Genomic DNA, 17,266 nt, shown 5'->3' on the forward strand with positions numbered 1-17,266 from the left:
TTACAAAACGGGATATTTTTCACAGTTTATATACTGATTAAAAATAGAATAAAAATTCATTTATATAACAATAAACAGCAATAACCTCTGGATATCTCGATGAAAAACAACTTAATTGCCCTAGCCCTTTGTAGCGTATTAGCACTCACCGCTGCACCATATTCTTTTGCAGCTAACGACGCGACCATTAAATCTTCTACCGATTACTCGCAATTCGTCACTAAGCGTCAAGTTGTCGATCAACTATTAAATGATGCAGTAACCGCATTTAAATCTCCGGCACGTGTTTCCCATGCAGGTTTTACCGCCAAAATGCCAAGCAATATGGAAATCGTAACGAACCGATTACTTGAAGCCTACCAACTAGAGCCATACCGTACCGATTTACTGATCTCTGCTGCCAATGCACAGATCTACAACAAGAATGCAGACCGAGCCATTTCACTTTTCCAACAAGCTCTTTCGGTTGCACCTGATGATGTCGATTTACATGCCTACCTTGCGGTTTGGCAACGTTTCAAAGGCAATCAAGCTGAATCGGCCAAACACATGGCAACATTAACCAAATTAAACCCGGGCAAAGCAGCAGATATTGAGCGTATTTTCACAACCGTTGATCGCATCGTGGCAACCCCACTGAAAGAGAAAGCAGCTAAAGGCAAATTAGACGACAAAGGCGCAATCATCACCTTAGGTTATGCTCTAAACCCTGATGGTTCGATGCATCCAATCTTAGTAGAACGTCTTGAAACAACCCTTGCTATGGCAAAAGCCAACCCTGATGCGTTAATCGTATTAACAGGTGGTGTGCCAATGAACCATAAAACCGAAGGTAAGCTAATGGCGGATTGGCTTATTGAAAAAGGCATTAGCAAAGATCGTATTATTGAAGAGAACTACGCCACCAGCACCGTTGATAATGCCCTATTTAGTAGCTATGCGTTAGCACGTCATCACATTAAACACGCTACTATTATTAGCTCAGCAAGCCATGTTCGTCGTGGTCAAACTTTGTTTGAAATCGCAAGCTGGCAGACAGGCCCACAAAACATCACCTTTGATACGGTCAGTTACCCAGATAAACCACTTAAAGAGTTAGCAACGCCAAGTGATAGTGAATTGTTAGGTATTTACCGTGATGCACTGCGTACTTACGGCATGTGGAGTTACCGTTCGTATCCGTTGGAGTCGCGTTAGGGTTAAACTTTTTAAGATATAAAAGATAAAAGCGATGCCGCAGCTTATGTGGCATCGCTTTTAGTGTTCATTCAGGAAAGTATAAATAACTCGATATTAAACAGAGTGTTATATCTTTATTTGTACACAACTTTAAAACGCTCGAGTACCAATAACATATCTTCTGATGGCGATATTTCTAATTCAATGCACTCTTTTGAAAAGAAGTTCCAATGTGCTTTTCGCCACCACGTTAGCGTCTTGTCTCCTTCCCCCTCTAACGCTGCAAACTCAGGTGTTACTTCACTGTATTTACACTTAGTGACTGAGGTGATTTCTATAATACAAATTGGCACACCATCCCAATTGGTCACGACTTGAAGATGACCGACTTCTGGCAACAATTCACCTTTTTCGCTGTACCAATAATCTAAGCTACATGATGCTCGTTTTTCATCACGAAGAATTAAGTCAGCACATATATTTGCATTGTATTCATCTGCACAGAAATAGTCTGAGCTAAATGATGTATAGTTTGATGCCACTTCATTAGGTAACGATTTAAGATAAAGATCTAGGTAGGTTCTACTTCTTTCATCCATGATGTTGACTCTAAATTTGATTAGAAATAAATGCTTTCTTAAGGGTGAGAGCAACTAATCATCATAACCAGTAAAATCTGGTATATCCTTAGATTTATCGAACACTGCCCCACAGATGGAGCAAATGTACTCGCTTTTATCTAACATTCCCTTTTCTAAAGGTTCTCCGAAACATAGGTTGAGAAACCGCTTAACACCTGCAATAAAACCACTTTTAGCCTTTTGAACTTGATGATTTTCAACTAAAACTTGACGTTTATGTCGTGTAACTTTCCCACAACTACCGCAATACAATTGATGCTCGACATTATCCATTGCGAGATTCCTTTGTTATTTTAAGAGCCGTATACATAAACGACGAAAAGCATACGGCTATACTTGAGCGAAGCGAGAATACCGTGTATTTGAAGCCCAATTTGATGACTTAGAACTATTCTCCGAATATACCTGGATTGTATTTTTTCCATATTTTCATTTCTACATCCTCAGGGGTATCTGGGTCTTCAGTTGTCCACGTTGGATATTGAACACATTCAATTGCCGTTTTAACCATTTTATCAATCGAGTGATAATACAAATCTATGCCTTGAAAAACACATATAACTGGTTCATCAAAACTATTAGACCACTTGTGTTTACTTGCAGGAATTACAAACCAACCACCATTGAAAGCAGCAAATGGGAAGCAGTCTTTTAATAGAACGCCATCATGTTCTAATGTGTTATCAACACCATAAAATTGGTTCATAGATCTATATTCAGTCTCTGCCTGTTCAAGGCTGATAAAGCTCATATCTCGAAACCAAAATGGGTACTCTTCTTCCCACCCGTCATGTTCCTGCCCACCTTTCCACGTGTAGAGATCTTTAATAGCAGTTGGAATTTTAGTTGGAAACCAGCTTGAACATTTAGCTTCAAGTTCCTGTTCAGTTAAAGGTGCTAATAATGACGAAGTTACCAAGTGTCCTTTTCTTTCAAAACAATCACAAAGCTCGTTGAGAAGCTGATGTACTGTTTTCATATTTAATAACCCTCCCTAGTTCTAACGCCGCATAACGATGATGAGATGGCCTCCCGCTACCTCCTAGCATGATCTTGAACCATGCTTGATGTATTCAATCAATGTACAGGTAAAGACCATGGCTCAGAATAAAATCATCGGTATCGACTTAGCAAAAGGTATTTCCTTTCTTTTTGAAATCAATCATAAAGGAAAGAATTTTTGCCCCTGCTGCCAACATGTCATGCAATTAACGGGAAGATTTCGACCCAAATAACCGACGTTCAATAATAAGGATAATGGCTTTCACGCTGCAGAACTAAAGAGGATTTTACTATAAATCAGAGTGTTAAAGTTATTGGTTCACACCAAGGATAACGCTCGACTACTTTTTGTCATCACCCTTCATGCTATTTCCAATATTTACTTATATAAGGTGGCTTGGGCTTGTCCAACACTTCGGATAGGTGTCGGCTGCGCGACACATATCCTTATTTGTTGACACATATCCTTATTTGTTATGCCTCATCTTCCAACAAGTACTGGAGCTTCCTTATGAAGGCACCACCATTTTTGTCATAAGGCAAAACAATTCTAATGTCTGTATAGACTGTCGGGTCCGATATATCGTCAAAGATTTCTTGAATAAGCTCCATAATATTCTCTATATCTTCGTGCCCAAACTGTAGGTTAAGAGGTTTTGTACCCATCAATGTCCTTAGATCATTATGAGCCAACAACTTTTGTCTCCACTGCTTGATACCAGTAGATACGTAAAGCTCATTCAACTTCTCTAGCTTGTCATTTAACTCTGGGCAATCACACTGCTTCACAATACGTGCTAGTGACAAGTTTTTATTTTTCCTCGTTTCAGCAGGATCAAATAAGCAAGCGATACTTAGGCATAGTTTTTCTATGTAAGCTTTTTGAATTCGTGAGAACACCAATGAGTTGAACTTATTCAACACATCTACTGATTCTTGCGAAGTAAATAGCTCGCTATACAACGTTAAATCAGTACACAAATCCGTAAAGTATTTCTTGAGCACTGAGAGCTCTTGCTGATTTACTTTGGATCGATCAAATTCTACTCGCTTTGGCAAAGGCAAATTATTTGCTTTGCAGAAGTCATCATAAGATGCATATATTGAAACGTCTGATTTATCATTGCTAGTCAAAGTTTTCTCCATGAGGCATAACGCCGCATTAAGGTGATGAGATGGTCTCCCTCTACCTCTTCGCATGGTCTTGAGCCATGCTTGATATATTCAATCAATGTGCAGGTAAAGACCATGGCTCAGAATAAAATCATCGGTATCGACTTAGCAAAAAGTATTTTCTTTCTTTTTGAAATCAATCATAAAGGAAAGAATATTAGCCGTAAAAAATTACCTCGAAGTAAGCTTCTAAACTATATCGCACAACAAAATGAATGCACCATCTCGATGGAAGCTTGTTCCTCTGCACATTATTGGGCTAGAGAATTTTCCAAACTTGGGCATCAAGTTATGCTCTTTCCACCACAACATGTAAAAAACCAGCGTCATAAACAAAAGAACGATTACAACGATGCCGAGGCTATCGCTGAAATAACGCTTTATCAAAGACATCATCCCGTACCGCATAAATCTATCGAGCAACAAGATATTCAATCGGTCATTAAAATGCGCAAGCTTCTTATCACTGAAAGAACTCGTCTTATTAATCAAGTTAGAGGACTTTTATCGGAATATGGCATCATTATTCCAAAAGGAAAAACAGCATTTGGTAAAGCCATACCAAGTATCCTTGAAGATGCTGAGAATCAACTTTCATCGATGTTGCGAGAACTCATTTACCATCAACATGAAAGATATAATTATATCAACGAGCAAGTAAGCTGGTTTGATAACAAGCTAAATCACACCATTCAGCATTTTGCTAATGCCAAACTACTTACTTCAATCCCTGGATTTGGCCCTTTAACTAGCCAAGCTGTTGCTGTTTGGATGGGTTCTGGACAACAATTTAAAACAGGAAGAGATGCTTCCGCAGCCATGGGTCTTGTACCCAAGCAGAATTCTACAGGTGGTAAAACCACGCTGCTTGGTATCACTAAGCAAGGCAATACCTATATTCGTTCCTTACTTGTTCATGGCGCAAGAGCGGCTTTAAGACGAGCCAAATTTAAATCAGATAAACTAAGCTTATGGGCTGTAGATATTGAAAAGCGACGAGGCGCAAACCGTGCGGCTGTCGCTTTAGCCAATAAATTAATGCGGATAGCTTGGGCGGTAATCAGTAAAAGCGAGGAATATAAACCAGCATAAACAACAATCACCAACCTTTGCAAAGTACGTAGTTAGATGAATATCAGGATAAAATCCTACACGATGAAAACCTTCTGCTCACACTGGCTTTTAAAGTCGATAAGGTGATTAGGACTTCGTGTTCGACTGCCTCATCTTGGCCAAGGCACAAGCCGATTTAACAGGCCGTATATATGGTAGTTAACCTGCACTTTTGATCAAACTGCTGGCTTGCAAAACAGAGGGAGACCATATATGTGAGCGGCGCTTGGCTATACTTGAGCGAAGCGAAAACGCCAAGCGTTGCGAATCACTCTTAAATGCTTTGTTATAACGCTATGGGTAGATATTCGAAATAGTAATACTACTTCCCCAAGAAATGTGATTCTTAGGGCAATAAAATACCTGTCGCAAGTCACCAACATGATCTCTTGCGTAAATATTCATATCAGGAAATGCATTTTCTATATTATTCAGACCAATTGTTACTATCTGATTATTAATAAAAAAGCTAAATGGCAAGCCCGTATCTATGAAAAGCCCAAACACATCATAATTCTCAACGCCCCATTCGTTCCATGCTGTACCTGGAAGATTAGGGTAACTTATTCCTCGATTTGTAATCGAGTCTTCAACATCACTTAACCCTATAGGCTGAGAAATACCATGAGTAGTGTGCCTACGATTATTTGCAGTTTTGCTTGAGCCCGCATCATTAGGACAAACATAAGTTATCGAATCTGGATGTTTAATTTTAAGTATAAATCCAAGTTCTCCAAAGTAATTTTTTGTATAAAACGAATCACCACTTGAGATCGTCGAACAACACAATTCGTAGTTTGTCGATAACGCATTTTTTAGATGCTGCAATGGATCAATATTAGTATTGGCACCAGCCCCCATACCATTCCCTACACCGTGATATAAGAAACAACTTTTTTTCTTAAACACATCGTAGATGTCAGATATAGTAAAATTATTATTCACAAACCACTCCTATTTTCACAGAACTATTTTGAGCGTTATAACGCCCTGCTAAGTGGCTAGCAACGCAACCACTACACCCAAACAAACCACCGTAAACACTGTACCAAACCTGAACTGAATTCGCCGAGCGTTGATAGTCCGTCTTGAGCAGTTTGTTAGCTGTTTGTCATACGACTTCTTTCGGTAAACTTTTTGTAGCTTAACTCAGCGAGTACCCAGAGCACCGCAAATACACCAATGTCTATGAGGAGATTTGTTAAATCAAATGAGTCTGAAATAAAGTTATAACTAAAGTTGAAGAAACTAAAAATCAGCTTTGACCCAAGATAGGCAAATAAGAAAGGGACAATAAATTTCATAATTAACCTTATTAGTAAGTTTCTAGTCGTCCAGTGGCTATTTGAAAAATTGCACTGCCGTTAGAATAGGTTAATTCTCTTGCGAAGTTAGTGATTTTCAAGCTACCTGACCAAATCTTCGGAGTGCCACGCATATTTTAGCAAAGAGTCAAAATGGCCTTACATAAGCTCGTTCCATTTTAACAGCTAACGCCCTGTTAAGGGGTGAGCAACGCAATACAGAAGCCGCCGCAAACCACCTTAAACACCAAAACCAACGCATAGTGAAAATGCCACGCGTTGCGAATCCCTCTTGAACAGTTTGTTATGTGAATTTTAGCCGTGTGCGTCGATACTGTCTTTTGGGGCTTCTGAACGTATGTCCATGCCATAATCTCTGATGACACCTGCAACTCTGAGTCTGTAGCTTTCAAAAACACCACTACGACCTTTTAATTGAGCAAATCGATGAGATTCTAGATTGCGCCATTCTTGAATTGCTTCTTCGTCACGCCAAAATGACAAAGATAGAACCTTGCTGTCATTTGTTAGACTTTGGAAACGTTCGATTGAGATAAAACCATCAATATCTGATAGCAGCGGTTTTAGTTCGCTTGCAATATCTAGATATTCAGAAGTTTTACCCTCTGCTACCTGTACTTCAAAAATTACTGCGATCATAACTCACAAGACTACGACTAATATAATCGAGCATTTTACCGAATTTGAGCTGCTGTAAATATGAGTTATAGCAAGAAGTTAGAGATTAGATTCTGTGATTTTTCACCATTCACATAACAGTATATTAATAAGCATTCTTACTTTTACGCTTTATTAATACTGTAAATATTCAACATTTTACTAAATAAAAACACTAGGTTTCATAGTGTTAGTCGCAAAAAATCACATTCAATCGATATATTTCCTTTGGTAAAAGTAAGAATGGTATTTTGTCCGTCGGATTAAATACACAAACAACAAAATTGGCTATTTAATATCAATACGTTAAAAACACCTGCTGAGATAATTAAGAAAATTTTCTGATTAAAAACGAACCTTAAGCGGCAAAATTTACGATTTTCATTATAACTGTTCATATATACAGAAAATAAAACCAATCCAAAACCACATTCATACAATATGAATGAATATTTGATCGAACAAATTATGGGTAAAACATATTTCAAATTCGCTCATAGATATCTGGAAATAACATAGAATTAGTGTTTGAAAATGATAGAATCCTCACATCAGAACTACCGAGAAAATCTATGTTTATCCATCGTGTTAACGACATCGACTGGCTGGTGATTACAGCTTTTGAAGAATTTAAAACTATGTTTATCGAAGAAGCAGGTAATATCCCCGCTTGTTTCTCAACCACCAGCGAGTTGAGCCTGATTGATCAAGCCAAGCGTACTTATGGATATTTGCCGACACTCAACGGCGTAATTACCGATACAGGCACGTTTCAAAGCCCAAATAACAAGGATGATTTAAACCCACAGCTTGCCTGCATAGTTGAAGGGCGTGGTCGTGTGTTTATTTATCATGGTGGCTTTGTGGCGTTTGTGGATGACGAGCAAACCTTGATTACCCAAATAAACTGAAATTATTCAGTTAGTTGAAATAAGACTGTTTCTTTGAGTATATCTACACTATTGCAGGGTAATTATATATACCTAAGTAACTTCAAGATGCTTGGGTATAAAGGATTGTCCTGCCGCACCTTGCGTTCTGTGTGCGACAGGAAGCCACTTTACTGCTGTGAATACTGTACTATTGTCTCTCTGTAGAGTGAGAGTAGCGTTTTATTATCGACTTGTACGCCAACCTGTTGTGCTGGAAATAAGCTCCACTCATCATTCATATAGTTGCGTTGATCCACTTTCTGAATAGTCATCCCTTCCGCGGGTCCATCTGTAACAACCCTTACCGGACCACGACGCGTTTTAAAAAGCGAAGGTTGGATAACATAAGCAATGGCTGATGGATCATGAACATGACAACTATCCATTCCTACTTTTTGAGAATAAAACCTTAAGTAATAACGGCTGATGTCCCAGATAAATTGCCCTACCTCGCCTGCGTCATCTCGTAACTCATCAAGGTCTTGGCTGGTAAAAAAGCTCTCTTCCGTCACATCAAGCCCAATAATGACAACTGGCCATGATGCGGTAAACACCTTATCAGCAGCATGAGGATCATCATGAATATTTGCTTCTGCAAAGGGTGTTACATTTCCTCTGTGATCATTTTCACCGAACGCACCACCCATCACGACCACTTCTTTTACCAAATCGACAATGTCAGGCGCAGCTTTAAGTGCAAGAGCAAGATTAGTTAGAGGGCCGACAGCCACAAGAGTGATCTCGCCAGGGTTTGCTCGAACACTGTCAATAATGAACTGATAAGCGGGCTTTTCAATTGCTTTAACATCGAGTGAGTTAGGTGCTGTCACATCCCCAAAACCTGATTCACCATGCACCACCACTGTTGCTCCAACAGGATCTCTGATTAAGGGCTTATCCGTACCTTTCGCGACGACTGCCTTCATACTGAATTTCTGCTTCAAATAGAGCGCATTGTGAGTGCCATTGTCTATCGTCGCATTACCATAAACAGTGGTGATCCCTATAAGGTCAATATCTGGATGCGCTTCGGCAAATAGGATTGCCATCGCATCGTCGATACCCGGATCTGTATCTAGGATGATTTTCTTTGCCATATCACCTTCCAATTAAATAACTGAAAGAAGGAAACGATACCTATAAATCATACTGATAAAAGTGACTTTACTCTCATGGTGAGGTTCTAAGCTATCGTTTTTCATACATGAACTTACTTGCTTAACATCTCAATAACAGGTAGAAATACGCACAGCTATTTTCTTATTGAGTAGGTTGTTTACAGCATGATTGATACCCCTGAAAAAGAACGCACTGTGTCTGAACCGCAAGCCACATCACCGTTACCAACAGCATCCGCAGCTGAACACTATGCGGATTTAGTGCATAGCCGTCGTTCAGTACGTAAATATGATGCAGGGGCGGATTTTGATCATGATGCGGTACAACGTGCATTAGAATTAGCAACGCTGTCGCCAAATAGCTCTAATATGCAATTGTGGCAATTCCACCGCGTGGTAAGCGATGATAAGCGTGAACAACTCGCACAGCTATGTATGGGGCAAAACGCAGCAAAAACCGCCCGTGAGTTAATTGTTATCACCACGACACCTTATAAATGGAAAGAACGTGCTAAACGCAATGCCGCACAAATTCGTGAAGCGTTTGCTGGGCGTGAAGATGCAACGTCTAAACGTGCTGTAAAGTATTATGAAAAACTGATCCCGTTTGTTTACCGTAATGATCGTTTAGGCATTATGGGCGCAATTCGTAAGGTGATTGTGGCATATTTGGGGCGTAAAAAGCCGATGGTACGTGAAGTGAGTAAAGCAGATTTACGTGTGTGTTTACACAAAAGCACTTCCCTTGCTGCAATGACCTTTATGACGGCTATGCGTGCGGAAGGTTACGATACCTGTCCGATGGAAGGTTTTGATTCTAAGCGAGCAAAAGCCCTGCTTGGCTTAAACCCGAAAGATGAGATCACCATGATTATTGGCTGTGGTCCTCGCGCTGAAGATGGCATTTATGGCGACCGCCATCGTGTTGATAATAGCGAAGTGATTATTAAACACTGATCCTCTTAATAAAAATGTGGCGGAACGAATTAGCCTTCCGCCATTTATACCTAGCTTCTATTTCTCTGATCACAATAATAACTAGCTATTACCACAATAAACACTCATTGGAAGTGGAATACATTTTGGCGATCCTGCTTTGGATGACACGCTACAAGCCGTTAGTAGTAAACAAGATACTAGTATTAATAATTTCATCGTCTTAATGCTTTTTGGGAATAAATTAGGGGTTATCCAAACTTACATTATCAAAACAATTAAATTTATCGCTTATACACATCTTGTAACAGTTATACGATCATTCTTTGTTTTGTTTACCTTAGGTACAGAAACCTATTTACACGACCATACACCGAAGATTGCCTCTTGTGTAAACGTCCTCGCTTACAGATATCATATTCATAACAATGAACTTGTCTTCTATGAGGCTTGAGCAGTAATGCTTTATTATGAAAATAAAAAACGTGCCTAACAAAATTAGGCACGTTTTTTGTGTTAGCTACGTATTTACAAAATACTAACGGGATTATTTCCAGTTAGGGTTCTGTAATAGTGCTTGCTGTAGTAAGCCTTTCATGTCGTCACTTGGGTTACCAATGTACTGGTAAGTTGCGTATTTGCTAGGCTTAGTGATTGCGCCATCGGTGTCTTTCACATGCACAACCATGGAATATTCTTTTTTATCTTGGCCTGTTAGTGTGATCATGAAATCACCCGCACAGTTATTTGGCATACAGTAAGACATCGCTTTGTATGACTTATCACCGACTACAATGTTATTAAGTGGTGATTCTACTTTATCGCCAGAAATCCACTCAGGCAGTTGTTGCGCTTCAGGTGCTTGTGTTTGTTCTGCTGCTACGGTTTGCGTTGCTGCTGGTGCCGCTTCTGTTTGTTGTTCTTCAGGCGCTTTATCATTACAGCCAGCCAGTAGTAGAACAATTGAAGTCGCTAATAGTAGTTTTTTCATTTTCTCATTCCTAGATTGATGTACCGCATCATTTCCCCTAGCCACGGTACAAACACTTATACCCAAGTCGCATTAACGCTTGGAAATAATAAGATAACGCTATTTCAAGTCACTTGTGGGTCTAACCTTATCTAATATAGATGCAAAAAGTATCTGAAATTGGTCAAATCTCGGTTAGCTAAGAGAATACTGACATCTCACTTACATAAGCGTTTAATTTTTAATCACTTACTAGATTTTACATACCTTCTCTCGCGTATTTAGGTTAAGGTGTAGTTAGTTAAATAAAAGAAGCGAATCTATGCTAGTTATTACAGAAAAACTGATTACTTTAAAAAATGCTTGGATGGCAAGCCATATTACTGATGCTGAATTTCCAACACCGTTAAGTGAGAAGGGATTAAATCTGTATCAACTGTCCCAAACTGAGTTAACCGCACACGTTGTCGATACTCCTGTTACTTCTTCAGATCCTTCTCTGTCTTTTTACCCTGTTGATTGCCATCCCCTTACTATCCGTTACTCATTAGTACGTGCCAGCCAATGGCAAAATGACGATGAAAAAGAAGCAATTGTTGAGTATTTAACGCAAATTATGTTCGAGCCTGATGCAGAAGCCACGCTTTATGTAGGGTTCTTTAAAGGTAAGCCTGCAGCTTGTGGCATGATCTTTAATCATTCAGAAGAAGGTGAGCATCACAGCCTTGTGTCAGATATTTATGCTCTACCTTTGCCAAATCAAGATCAACTGATGGAAGAGATGGAAAACTATTTGGTTCATACCGCACAGCAAACCTCCCAATCGGTCACGTTACAAAAATAATGGCAATGGCGAGGCTTATTCTGCAATAGGCTTCGTTATTACTTTCCGCCTTCCACTACTCGCTTTCTGTTTTTGACGAAATTTCATTCTCTGCCATACTAAATAATGTTCTATATTTTCAATAAAATATAAATATATTTTGATCATCTGGTGACGAGTATGAAAGGAATCATTTTTACTGAATTTATCGATATTGTCGAAAACACATTCGATCTTGAAGTGTGCCAATCTATGCTAGATCTAGCAGGGGATTCTGGTGCATATACTGCAGTTGGTAGTTATGAACACCAACGCTTAGTTAAGTTAATTATCTGCCTAAGTAAAGTCACTGGTGTTTCTGCCGAACAATTGCAACAGACTTTTGGTCGCGCGGTGTTCCCTCGCCTATTACAACTGCTACCCAACTATCACTTTGTAGATTCTAATACGTTTGATTTTATTCGTAGCGTCGAAACCTATATTCATCAAGAAGTTAAAAAGCTCTACCCTGATACCACCCCGCCAAGTTTTGAATTTGCCAATGAAACAGAAACGACGATGACGATGGATTACCACTCTGCTCGTTGTATGGGCTATGTTTGTCTTGGTTTATTGAAAGGCTGTGCCGATTATTTTAACCAAGCCATTGAGATTACGTTAGAGCCGACAGATCAGAAGAATCATGTCCGGTTTCATTTATTGTTGAGTAATAATTGATGATTGATCATGAAAAACATATTGAATTATTACAACGTAAACTCGAACGAGAGCATGGAGCACGTTTAGTGGCAGAAAAGCTATTAGAAGCGAAAAGCCACGAGCTTTATAACACTAATCAGATGCTTAATGATTCTTTAGAGAAGTTAAAGCTGCAAGCAAAATTCGATTCTGAACTGTTAGCGTACCAAAACAGAATGGAAAATTTACTGCTCAGCTATGCTCGGCTGTTTTTAAAAGAAAGTGCGACCGCTGAAAACATTCAAAAGTTGCTAGACAGTTTAGTTGATGGCAACTATATCACTGGGTGTTATCTCTCTGTCTACCCTACCGATGAAATTACTATTTCAGGTAAATACAGCAGTGGACGTATGCAAGAATGGTTGCCTCCGGTTACTCTTGATACGACTGATATTTATTGGGAATGTGATAAGCATATTCTATGGAATAACCTGCACACCCCTTCTGGCAATATTGGGGTATTTGCTGTGAGGATCATCTCTTCTGAAGAAAGGCTCAATGCCATTCAAAAGCAGATGGCACTGTTTTGTGAATTACTCCGTTCAGCGATTGGGCGGTTAATTACGTTTCACCAAGCGATCAATGCCAAAAAACGAGCAGAAGAATCAGAACAATCTACCCGTGATTTTCTTGCCATGATCAACCATGAGTTACGTACCCCATTAAATGGTTTATTAGGCTCTGCCGAGCTATTACACGATACCTCTCTTGATAATCATCAATTAAAACTATTAACGACGTTAAATCACTCTGGCGAGTTATTACGGGCGATCATTAACGATTTGCTCGACTACAGCAAAATCAATGCTGATATGCTGGAGTTAATTGAAAAACCTTTTGATAGCCATTTACTCGCAACTAAACTCGAAGATATTTTCATTCATAGAGCCAATGAGAAAAGACTCGATTTCAATATTTACTATTCACCAGATTTGCCTACTGCTTTGATTGGGGATGAAGATCGGATCAAACAAATTTTCGTTAATTTAATTTCAAATGCGATTAAGTTTACTAGTGATGGTTTTGTTCATGCCAAGCTGTGGTGGGAAGATAACAAGCTACAATTTTCTGTCAGAGATAGTGGTTGTGGAATAGAGCAAGCCGACCAACACAAACTATTTAAACCATTTAGCCAAGTTGATATCACCAGTAAACGTAGCCATGAAGGCACAGGGTTAGGCTTAGTGATCTGTAAACAACTTTGCAAGCAAATGGGTGGCTCTATTCGGGTGGAAAGCTCATTGGGGCGAGGTGCGTGTTTTTATGTGTCTTTGCCGTTAGTAATAAGCCAAACCACTGGTTTTCATTTAGAGAAAAAACAACCGAAGAAGATCCCACTCAAGCATTTAAAAGTCTTGGTAGTTGAAGATCTAAAAACCAATCAAATGATCATTCAATTAATGCTCAATAAAGTCAAAATAGACCCTGTGATTGTCGATAATGGTCTGCAAGCGATTGAGCTCCTTGATACAGAATCGTTTGATATTGTTCTCATGGATTGTCGAATGCCCGTTATGGATGGTTATACCGCCACTAAAGCGCTACGTAAGAATAGCTACGATAAACCAATTATTGCTTTAACAGCAGGAACAACAAGTGCTGAACGTGATGCCTGTATTGATGCCGGTATGAACGATATTTTATGTAAGCCCTATCTTGCCTCTGAGCTTCATGACATCCTGACAATTTGGGGGGCTTCCATCGAGTAAATGAAGAAATACGGCACAAACACAAACTAGAGAAAAGATATAAATAGATAACAAAAAGGCCACCGAAGTGACCTTTTGATTCGTTGATGATAATTTCAAATCATTAACTTGTTTTTACTTCTGCTGTTTTACTGACATCCACAGGTGTTGCCGATTTATCATCACCATCTTGCTTTTGAGCGTCAGGATGTAGTGTCGGTTTTACCAAAACATAATCCATGATCTTACGAGCTATCGGTGCGGCATTACGTCCCCAACCTCCGTGTTCAAGAATGGTTGATACCAATACTTGCGGATGATTAAACGGTGCATATCCCGTAAACAAGGCGTGGTCACGTAGATGTTCAGCAACTTCGTTAGCATCGTAGTTTTCGTTATCAGACATGGTGTAAACCTGACTCGTACCGGTTTTACCTGCTGCTTCATAACCAAGGTTTTGGAACTCTTTACGTGCCGTACCTTTGGTGGTTACTAAATGCATACCTTCTTGGGCAATTTTCCAATCTTGCTCAGGTACAGGCTCAACTTTCGGGAAGTCTTTAAACTTCACGATATTCTCATTTTTACCGTCGATAATCGAATACAGTAAGTGAGGACGATGCACGACACCTGAGTTCGCAACGACTGATGTTGCTTTAGCAATTTGCATTGGTGTTGCTGTCCAATAACCCTGACCGATACCAATTGGGATCGTATCACCTTGATACCAAGGCTGTTTAACATGCTTTTGTTTCCATTCACGTGTTGGCATGTTACCGGATGTCTCTTCACGGATATCAATTCCGGTTAATTCACCATAACCAAACTTATTCATCCACGTTGATAAACGATCAATACCCATGTCATAAGCCACTTGGTAGAAGAAGGTATCTACTGATTGTTCAATAGCTTTGTAGACGTTAACGCTACCGTGTCCCCAACGAACATCATCGCGGAACTTACGGCTGTTACTGTTTGGAATTTTCCACCAGCCCGGAAAGTTACGTACAGTATTTGGCGTGATCACCCCTGTTGCTAACGCTGCGACTGCAATTTGTGGTTTCACTGTAGAGCCCGGTGGGTACACACCTAGCGTCGTACGGTTAACCAGTGGGTGTGCTGGGCTATTTAATAGTTTGCTGTACTCTTTTGATGAAATACCGTGAACAAACAAGTTTGGATCGTAACTTGGACTTGAAACCATCGCTAACACTGAGTCATCTCGTGGATCTAACACCACAATTGCACCACGACGCGTTTTCGTTACCATTTTACCCGTTTTCGGATCTTTCACTTCTTGAGTTAGTAACTTGTTTGCATAAAGCTGCAGATTTAAGTCAATAGTTAACTTAATGTCTTTACCCGAAATAGGCGGTACATATTTAAGTGTACGAATAATACGACCATGGCTATTTTTCTCGACTTCTTCATAGCCAGATTGACCATGTAATAAGTCTTCATAGTAACGCTCGATACCTAGCTTACCTATGGTACGTGTAGCTTTGTAGTTATTGTAAATACCCTGCTTTTTTAGTGATTCTATGTCATGGTCATTAATTTTTGCCACATAACCTAAGGTATGAGTCAGCGCTGAACCATATGGGTAATAACGCTCAAAGTGCGCATCAACATCCACGCCTGGGTAGTGAAATTCATTAACCGAGAACTCAGCAACCTGCTTTTCCGTCATTTGGTCGATCAAAGTAACTGGCTTAAACGGACGAGTATGCTTTTTATCTTTCATGAAAGCTGCGATTTCATCGTCAGTCACCCCGAGCAAGGTTTTCAGCCCGGCTAATGTTTCTGGCAAATTCGCCACTTTATCTGGGATCACTTCAAGTGAATACACAGGTACATTTTCAGCAAGAATGATCCCATTTCGATCGTAAATACGGCCTCGGGTTGGCGCGATTGGGATCACTTTAATACTGTTATCATTCGAGCGAGCTTGATACTTTTTGTAGTCTTGTACTTCCAAATGGTACAGGTTACCAATGAGTACACACGATAAGATAATTATCCCAATAAATGAAACGACTGCACGGCGATTAAACAATGATGCTTCGGCATCATGATCGCGAAACTGACTTCTTTCTTTCTTCATAGAATGCTTAATGAGATCTCAATGGCTAGATGCACTCGTTGATATAACGAATTTTATTTATACCTATCTCGTATAATGCTCGATCTATCGGTAGAATGTAATAACACGATAGCTGTTTGACGATAATTTGACCTTACTCCCACTAATAAATTCACTTTTCGCAGTTTACAAGCTCTCTTCGGTCGCTAAAATGAAGCTCTTCTCTTTGTAACAGGCTTTACCATGACCCTTTCTCACTCAGCCAATGGCCTTTCTTGCGCTGCTGATAATGTTGTTATTCTCGACTTCGAAACGACCGGTTTATCTCCAAACCAAGGGGATCGCGCTATTGAAATTGGTGCAGTAAAACTACAAAACGGTGAAATTGTTGGTCAATTTCAACAACTCATGAATCCGGGTTTTCGTGTCAGTAGTTTTATTGAAGGCTACACGGGGATCAGTAATAACATGCTCCGTACTGCGCCCTCTTGTGAGGTAGTGATGAATGAGTTTGCTGATTTTATTGGTGATGCCAATTTAGTTGCGCATAACGCTTCTTTCGATCAACGTTTTTTAGATGCCGAGTTGGAGCAAATTAACCGTCACTATGGTGGTACGTTTACCTGCTCTATGCTGATCGCACGTCGTTTATATCAAGATGCGCCTAACCATAAATTAGGAACATTAGTCGATTATAAAAATATCTACCATAATGGTGTTTTCCACCGTGCGTTAGCTGACTCAGAAATGACTGCACGATTATGGCTTGTAATGCTTGACGATATTAAACAGCAATATGGCATTAAAACCATTCCATTTGCATTGATGATGAAGTTAGCAAAAACACCTAAAGCAAAGATTGCAGCTTTACTTAGCAGCTACTGTTAA

17 protein-coding genes are annotated in these 17,266 nt (G+C 39.6%); 8 read left to right on the forward strand and 9 right to left on the reverse strand.

The annotated features are described in order from the left end of the window. Positions 1-99: 99 nt before the first annotated feature. Positions 100-1,197 carry a YdcF family protein gene (locus Q7657_RS05370; protein WP_107165908.1) on the forward strand — a complete coding sequence of 366 codons (1,098 nt, stop codon included), beginning with the start codon at positions 100-102 and terminating at the stop codon, positions 1,195-1,197. 116 nt (positions 1,198-1,313) lie between these two features. Here Q7657_RS05370 and Q7657_RS05375 read toward each other — a convergent pair whose 3' ends face one another. From Q7657_RS05375 to Q7657_RS05390, 4 genes are all read right to left on the reverse strand, one after another. After that, entirely contained in the window at positions 1,314-1,778 is a 465-nt protein-coding gene (locus Q7657_RS05375) for an ASCH domain-containing protein (protein WP_107165909.1), read from the reverse strand. A 54-nt stretch (positions 1,779-1,832) separates the two neighbouring features. Next, positions 1,833-2,093: a hypothetical protein gene (locus tag Q7657_RS05380; protein WP_107165910.1), complete on the reverse strand. Its 261-nt coding sequence runs from the start codon at positions 2,091-2,093 to the stop codon at positions 1,833-1,835. Between the two features lie 115 nt (positions 2,094-2,208). After that, complete coding sequence (locus Q7657_RS05385) at positions 2,209-2,799, reverse strand: SMI1/KNR4 family protein (RefSeq protein ID WP_107165911.1); 591 nt, start codon at positions 2,797-2,799, stop codon at positions 2,209-2,211. Between the two features lie 497 nt (positions 2,800-3,296). Further along, positions 3,297-3,956 carry an AbiU2 domain-containing protein gene (locus Q7657_RS05390; RefSeq protein ID WP_146146405.1) on the reverse strand — a complete coding sequence of 220 codons (660 nt, stop codon included), beginning with the start codon at positions 3,954-3,956 and terminating at the stop codon, positions 3,297-3,299. Between the two features lie 114 nt (positions 3,957-4,070). Here Q7657_RS05390 and Q7657_RS05395 point away from each other — a divergent pair, with 114 nt between their 5' ends. Beyond that, positions 4,071-5,087, forward strand: a complete 1,017-nt coding sequence (locus tag Q7657_RS05395) for an IS110 family RNA-guided transposase (protein WP_107167511.1) — start codon at positions 4,071-4,073, stop codon at positions 5,085-5,087. A 315-nt stretch (positions 5,088-5,402) separates the two neighbouring features. On the opposite strand, the gene Q7657_RS05400 is transcribed toward Q7657_RS05395, so the two are convergent. Beyond that, positions 5,403-6,053 (reverse strand): hypothetical protein, encoded by a 651-nt coding sequence (locus Q7657_RS05400; protein ID WP_107166182.1) that lies wholly within the window; start codon positions 6,051-6,053, stop codon positions 5,403-5,405. Between the two features lie 674 nt (positions 6,054-6,727). Continuing rightward, a complete protein-coding gene (locus Q7657_RS05405) occupies positions 6,728-7,072 on the reverse strand; it encodes an antibiotic biosynthesis monooxygenase family protein (RefSeq protein WP_009705215.1) in 345 nt (114 codons plus the stop codon). A gap of 590 nt (positions 7,073-7,662) precedes the next feature. Between Q7657_RS05405 and Q7657_RS05410 the strand changes: the two genes are divergently transcribed. Further along, on the forward strand, positions 7,663-8,001 hold the full coding sequence (locus tag Q7657_RS05410) for a cytosolic protein (RefSeq protein WP_107166184.1): 339 nt from the start codon (positions 7,663-7,665) through the stop codon (positions 7,999-8,001). Between the two features lie 149 nt (positions 8,002-8,150). Here Q7657_RS05410 and Q7657_RS05415 read toward each other — a convergent pair whose 3' ends face one another. Further along, positions 8,151-9,119 (reverse strand): nucleoside hydrolase, encoded by a 969-nt coding sequence (locus tag Q7657_RS05415; protein ID WP_107166185.1) that lies wholly within the window; start codon positions 9,117-9,119, stop codon positions 8,151-8,153. Between the two features lie 186 nt (positions 9,120-9,305). Between Q7657_RS05415 and Q7657_RS05420 the strand changes: the two genes are divergently transcribed. Beyond that, complete coding sequence (locus tag Q7657_RS05420; protein WP_107166186.1) at positions 9,306-10,097, forward strand: nitroreductase family protein; 792 nt, start codon at positions 9,306-9,308, stop codon at positions 10,095-10,097. A 526-nt stretch (positions 10,098-10,623) separates the two neighbouring features. Here Q7657_RS05420 and Q7657_RS05425 read toward each other — a convergent pair. Continuing rightward, a complete protein-coding gene (locus Q7657_RS05425) occupies positions 10,624-11,067 on the reverse strand; it encodes a lipoprotein (RefSeq protein ID WP_107166187.1) in 444 nt (147 codons plus the stop codon). A 301-nt stretch (positions 11,068-11,368) separates the two neighbouring features. Here Q7657_RS05425 and Q7657_RS05430 point away from each other — a divergent pair, with 301 nt between their 5' ends. From Q7657_RS05430 to Q7657_RS05440, 3 genes are all read left to right on the forward strand, one after another. Further along, a complete protein-coding gene (locus Q7657_RS05430; RefSeq protein ID WP_107166188.1) occupies positions 11,369-11,890 on the forward strand; it encodes a hypothetical protein in 522 nt (173 codons plus the stop codon). 159 nt (positions 11,891-12,049) lie between these two features. After that, complete coding sequence (locus Q7657_RS05435; RefSeq protein WP_107166189.1) at positions 12,050-12,586, forward strand: heme NO-binding domain-containing protein; 537 nt, start codon at positions 12,050-12,052, stop codon at positions 12,584-12,586. Then, complete coding sequence (locus Q7657_RS05440) at positions 12,586-14,316, forward strand: ATP-binding protein (protein ID WP_107166190.1); 1,731 nt, start codon at positions 12,586-12,588, stop codon at positions 14,314-14,316. The genes Q7657_RS05435 and Q7657_RS05440 overlap by 1 nt, the downstream gene beginning before the upstream one ends. A gap of 103 nt (positions 14,317-14,419) precedes the next feature. Here Q7657_RS05440 and mrdA read toward each other — a convergent pair whose 3' ends face one another. Then, positions 14,420-16,399, reverse strand: coding sequence for a penicillin-binding protein 2 (mrdA, locus tag Q7657_RS05445; RefSeq protein WP_053989219.1), 1,980 nt, complete (start codon positions 16,397-16,399; stop codon positions 14,420-14,422). Between the two features lie 222 nt (positions 16,400-16,621). Between mrdA and Q7657_RS05450 the strand changes: the two genes are divergently transcribed. Beyond that, a complete protein-coding gene (locus Q7657_RS05450; RefSeq protein ID WP_107166191.1) occupies positions 16,622-17,266 on the forward strand; it encodes a 3'-5' exonuclease in 645 nt (214 codons plus the stop codon).

Source organism: Candidatus Photobacterium acropomis, from assembly GCF_030685555.1.
Taxonomy (GTDB): Bacteria; Pseudomonadota; Gammaproteobacteria; order Enterobacterales; family Vibrionaceae; genus Photobacterium; species Photobacterium lucens.

Excerpts from the sequence above, each read along its gene's own strand:
- Q7657_RS05370 (WP_107165908.1), top strand. The coding sequence starts at position 100 with ATGAAAAACAACTTAATTGCCCTAGCCCTTTGTAGCGTATTAGCACTC.
- Q7657_RS05375 (WP_107165909.1), bottom strand. The coding sequence starts at position 1,778 with ATGGATGAAAGAAGTAGAACCTACCTAGATCTTTATCTTAAATCGTTA.
- Q7657_RS05380 (WP_107165910.1), bottom strand. The coding sequence starts at position 2,093 with ATGGATAATGTCGAGCATCAATTGTATTGCGGTAGTTGTGGGAAAGTT.
- Q7657_RS05385 (WP_107165911.1), bottom strand. The coding sequence starts at position 2,799 with ATGAAAACAGTACATCAGCTTCTCAACGAGCTTTGTGATTGTTTTGAA.
- Q7657_RS05395 (WP_107167511.1), top strand. The coding sequence starts at position 4,071 with ATGGCTCAGAATAAAATCATCGGTATCGACTTAGCAAAAAGTATTTTC.
- Q7657_RS05405 (WP_009705215.1), bottom strand. The coding sequence starts at position 7,072 with ATGATCGCAGTAATTTTTGAAGTACAGGTAGCAGAGGGTAAAACTTCT.
- Q7657_RS05410 (WP_107166184.1), top strand. The coding sequence starts at position 7,663 with ATGTTTATCCATCGTGTTAACGACATCGACTGGCTGGTGATTACAGCT.
- Q7657_RS05415 (WP_107166185.1), bottom strand. The coding sequence starts at position 9,119 with ATGGCAAAGAAAATCATCCTAGATACAGATCCGGGTATCGACGATGCG.
- Q7657_RS05420 (WP_107166186.1), top strand. The coding sequence starts at position 9,306 with ATGATTGATACCCCTGAAAAAGAACGCACTGTGTCTGAACCGCAAGCC.
- Q7657_RS05425 (WP_107166187.1), bottom strand. The coding sequence starts at position 11,067 with ATGAAAAAACTACTATTAGCGACTTCAATTGTTCTACTACTGGCTGGC.
- Q7657_RS05430 (WP_107166188.1), top strand. The coding sequence starts at position 11,369 with ATGCTAGTTATTACAGAAAAACTGATTACTTTAAAAAATGCTTGGATG.
- Q7657_RS05435 (WP_107166189.1), top strand. The coding sequence starts at position 12,050 with ATGAAAGGAATCATTTTTACTGAATTTATCGATATTGTCGAAAACACA.
- Q7657_RS05440 (WP_107166190.1), top strand. The coding sequence starts at position 12,586 with ATGATTGATCATGAAAAACATATTGAATTATTACAACGTAAACTCGAA.
- mrdA (WP_053989219.1), bottom strand. The coding sequence starts at position 16,399 with ATGAAGAAAGAAAGAAGTCAGTTTCGCGATCATGATGCCGAAGCATCA.
- Q7657_RS05450 (WP_107166191.1), top strand. The coding sequence starts at position 16,622 with ATGACCCTTTCTCACTCAGCCAATGGCCTTTCTTGCGCTGCTGATAAT.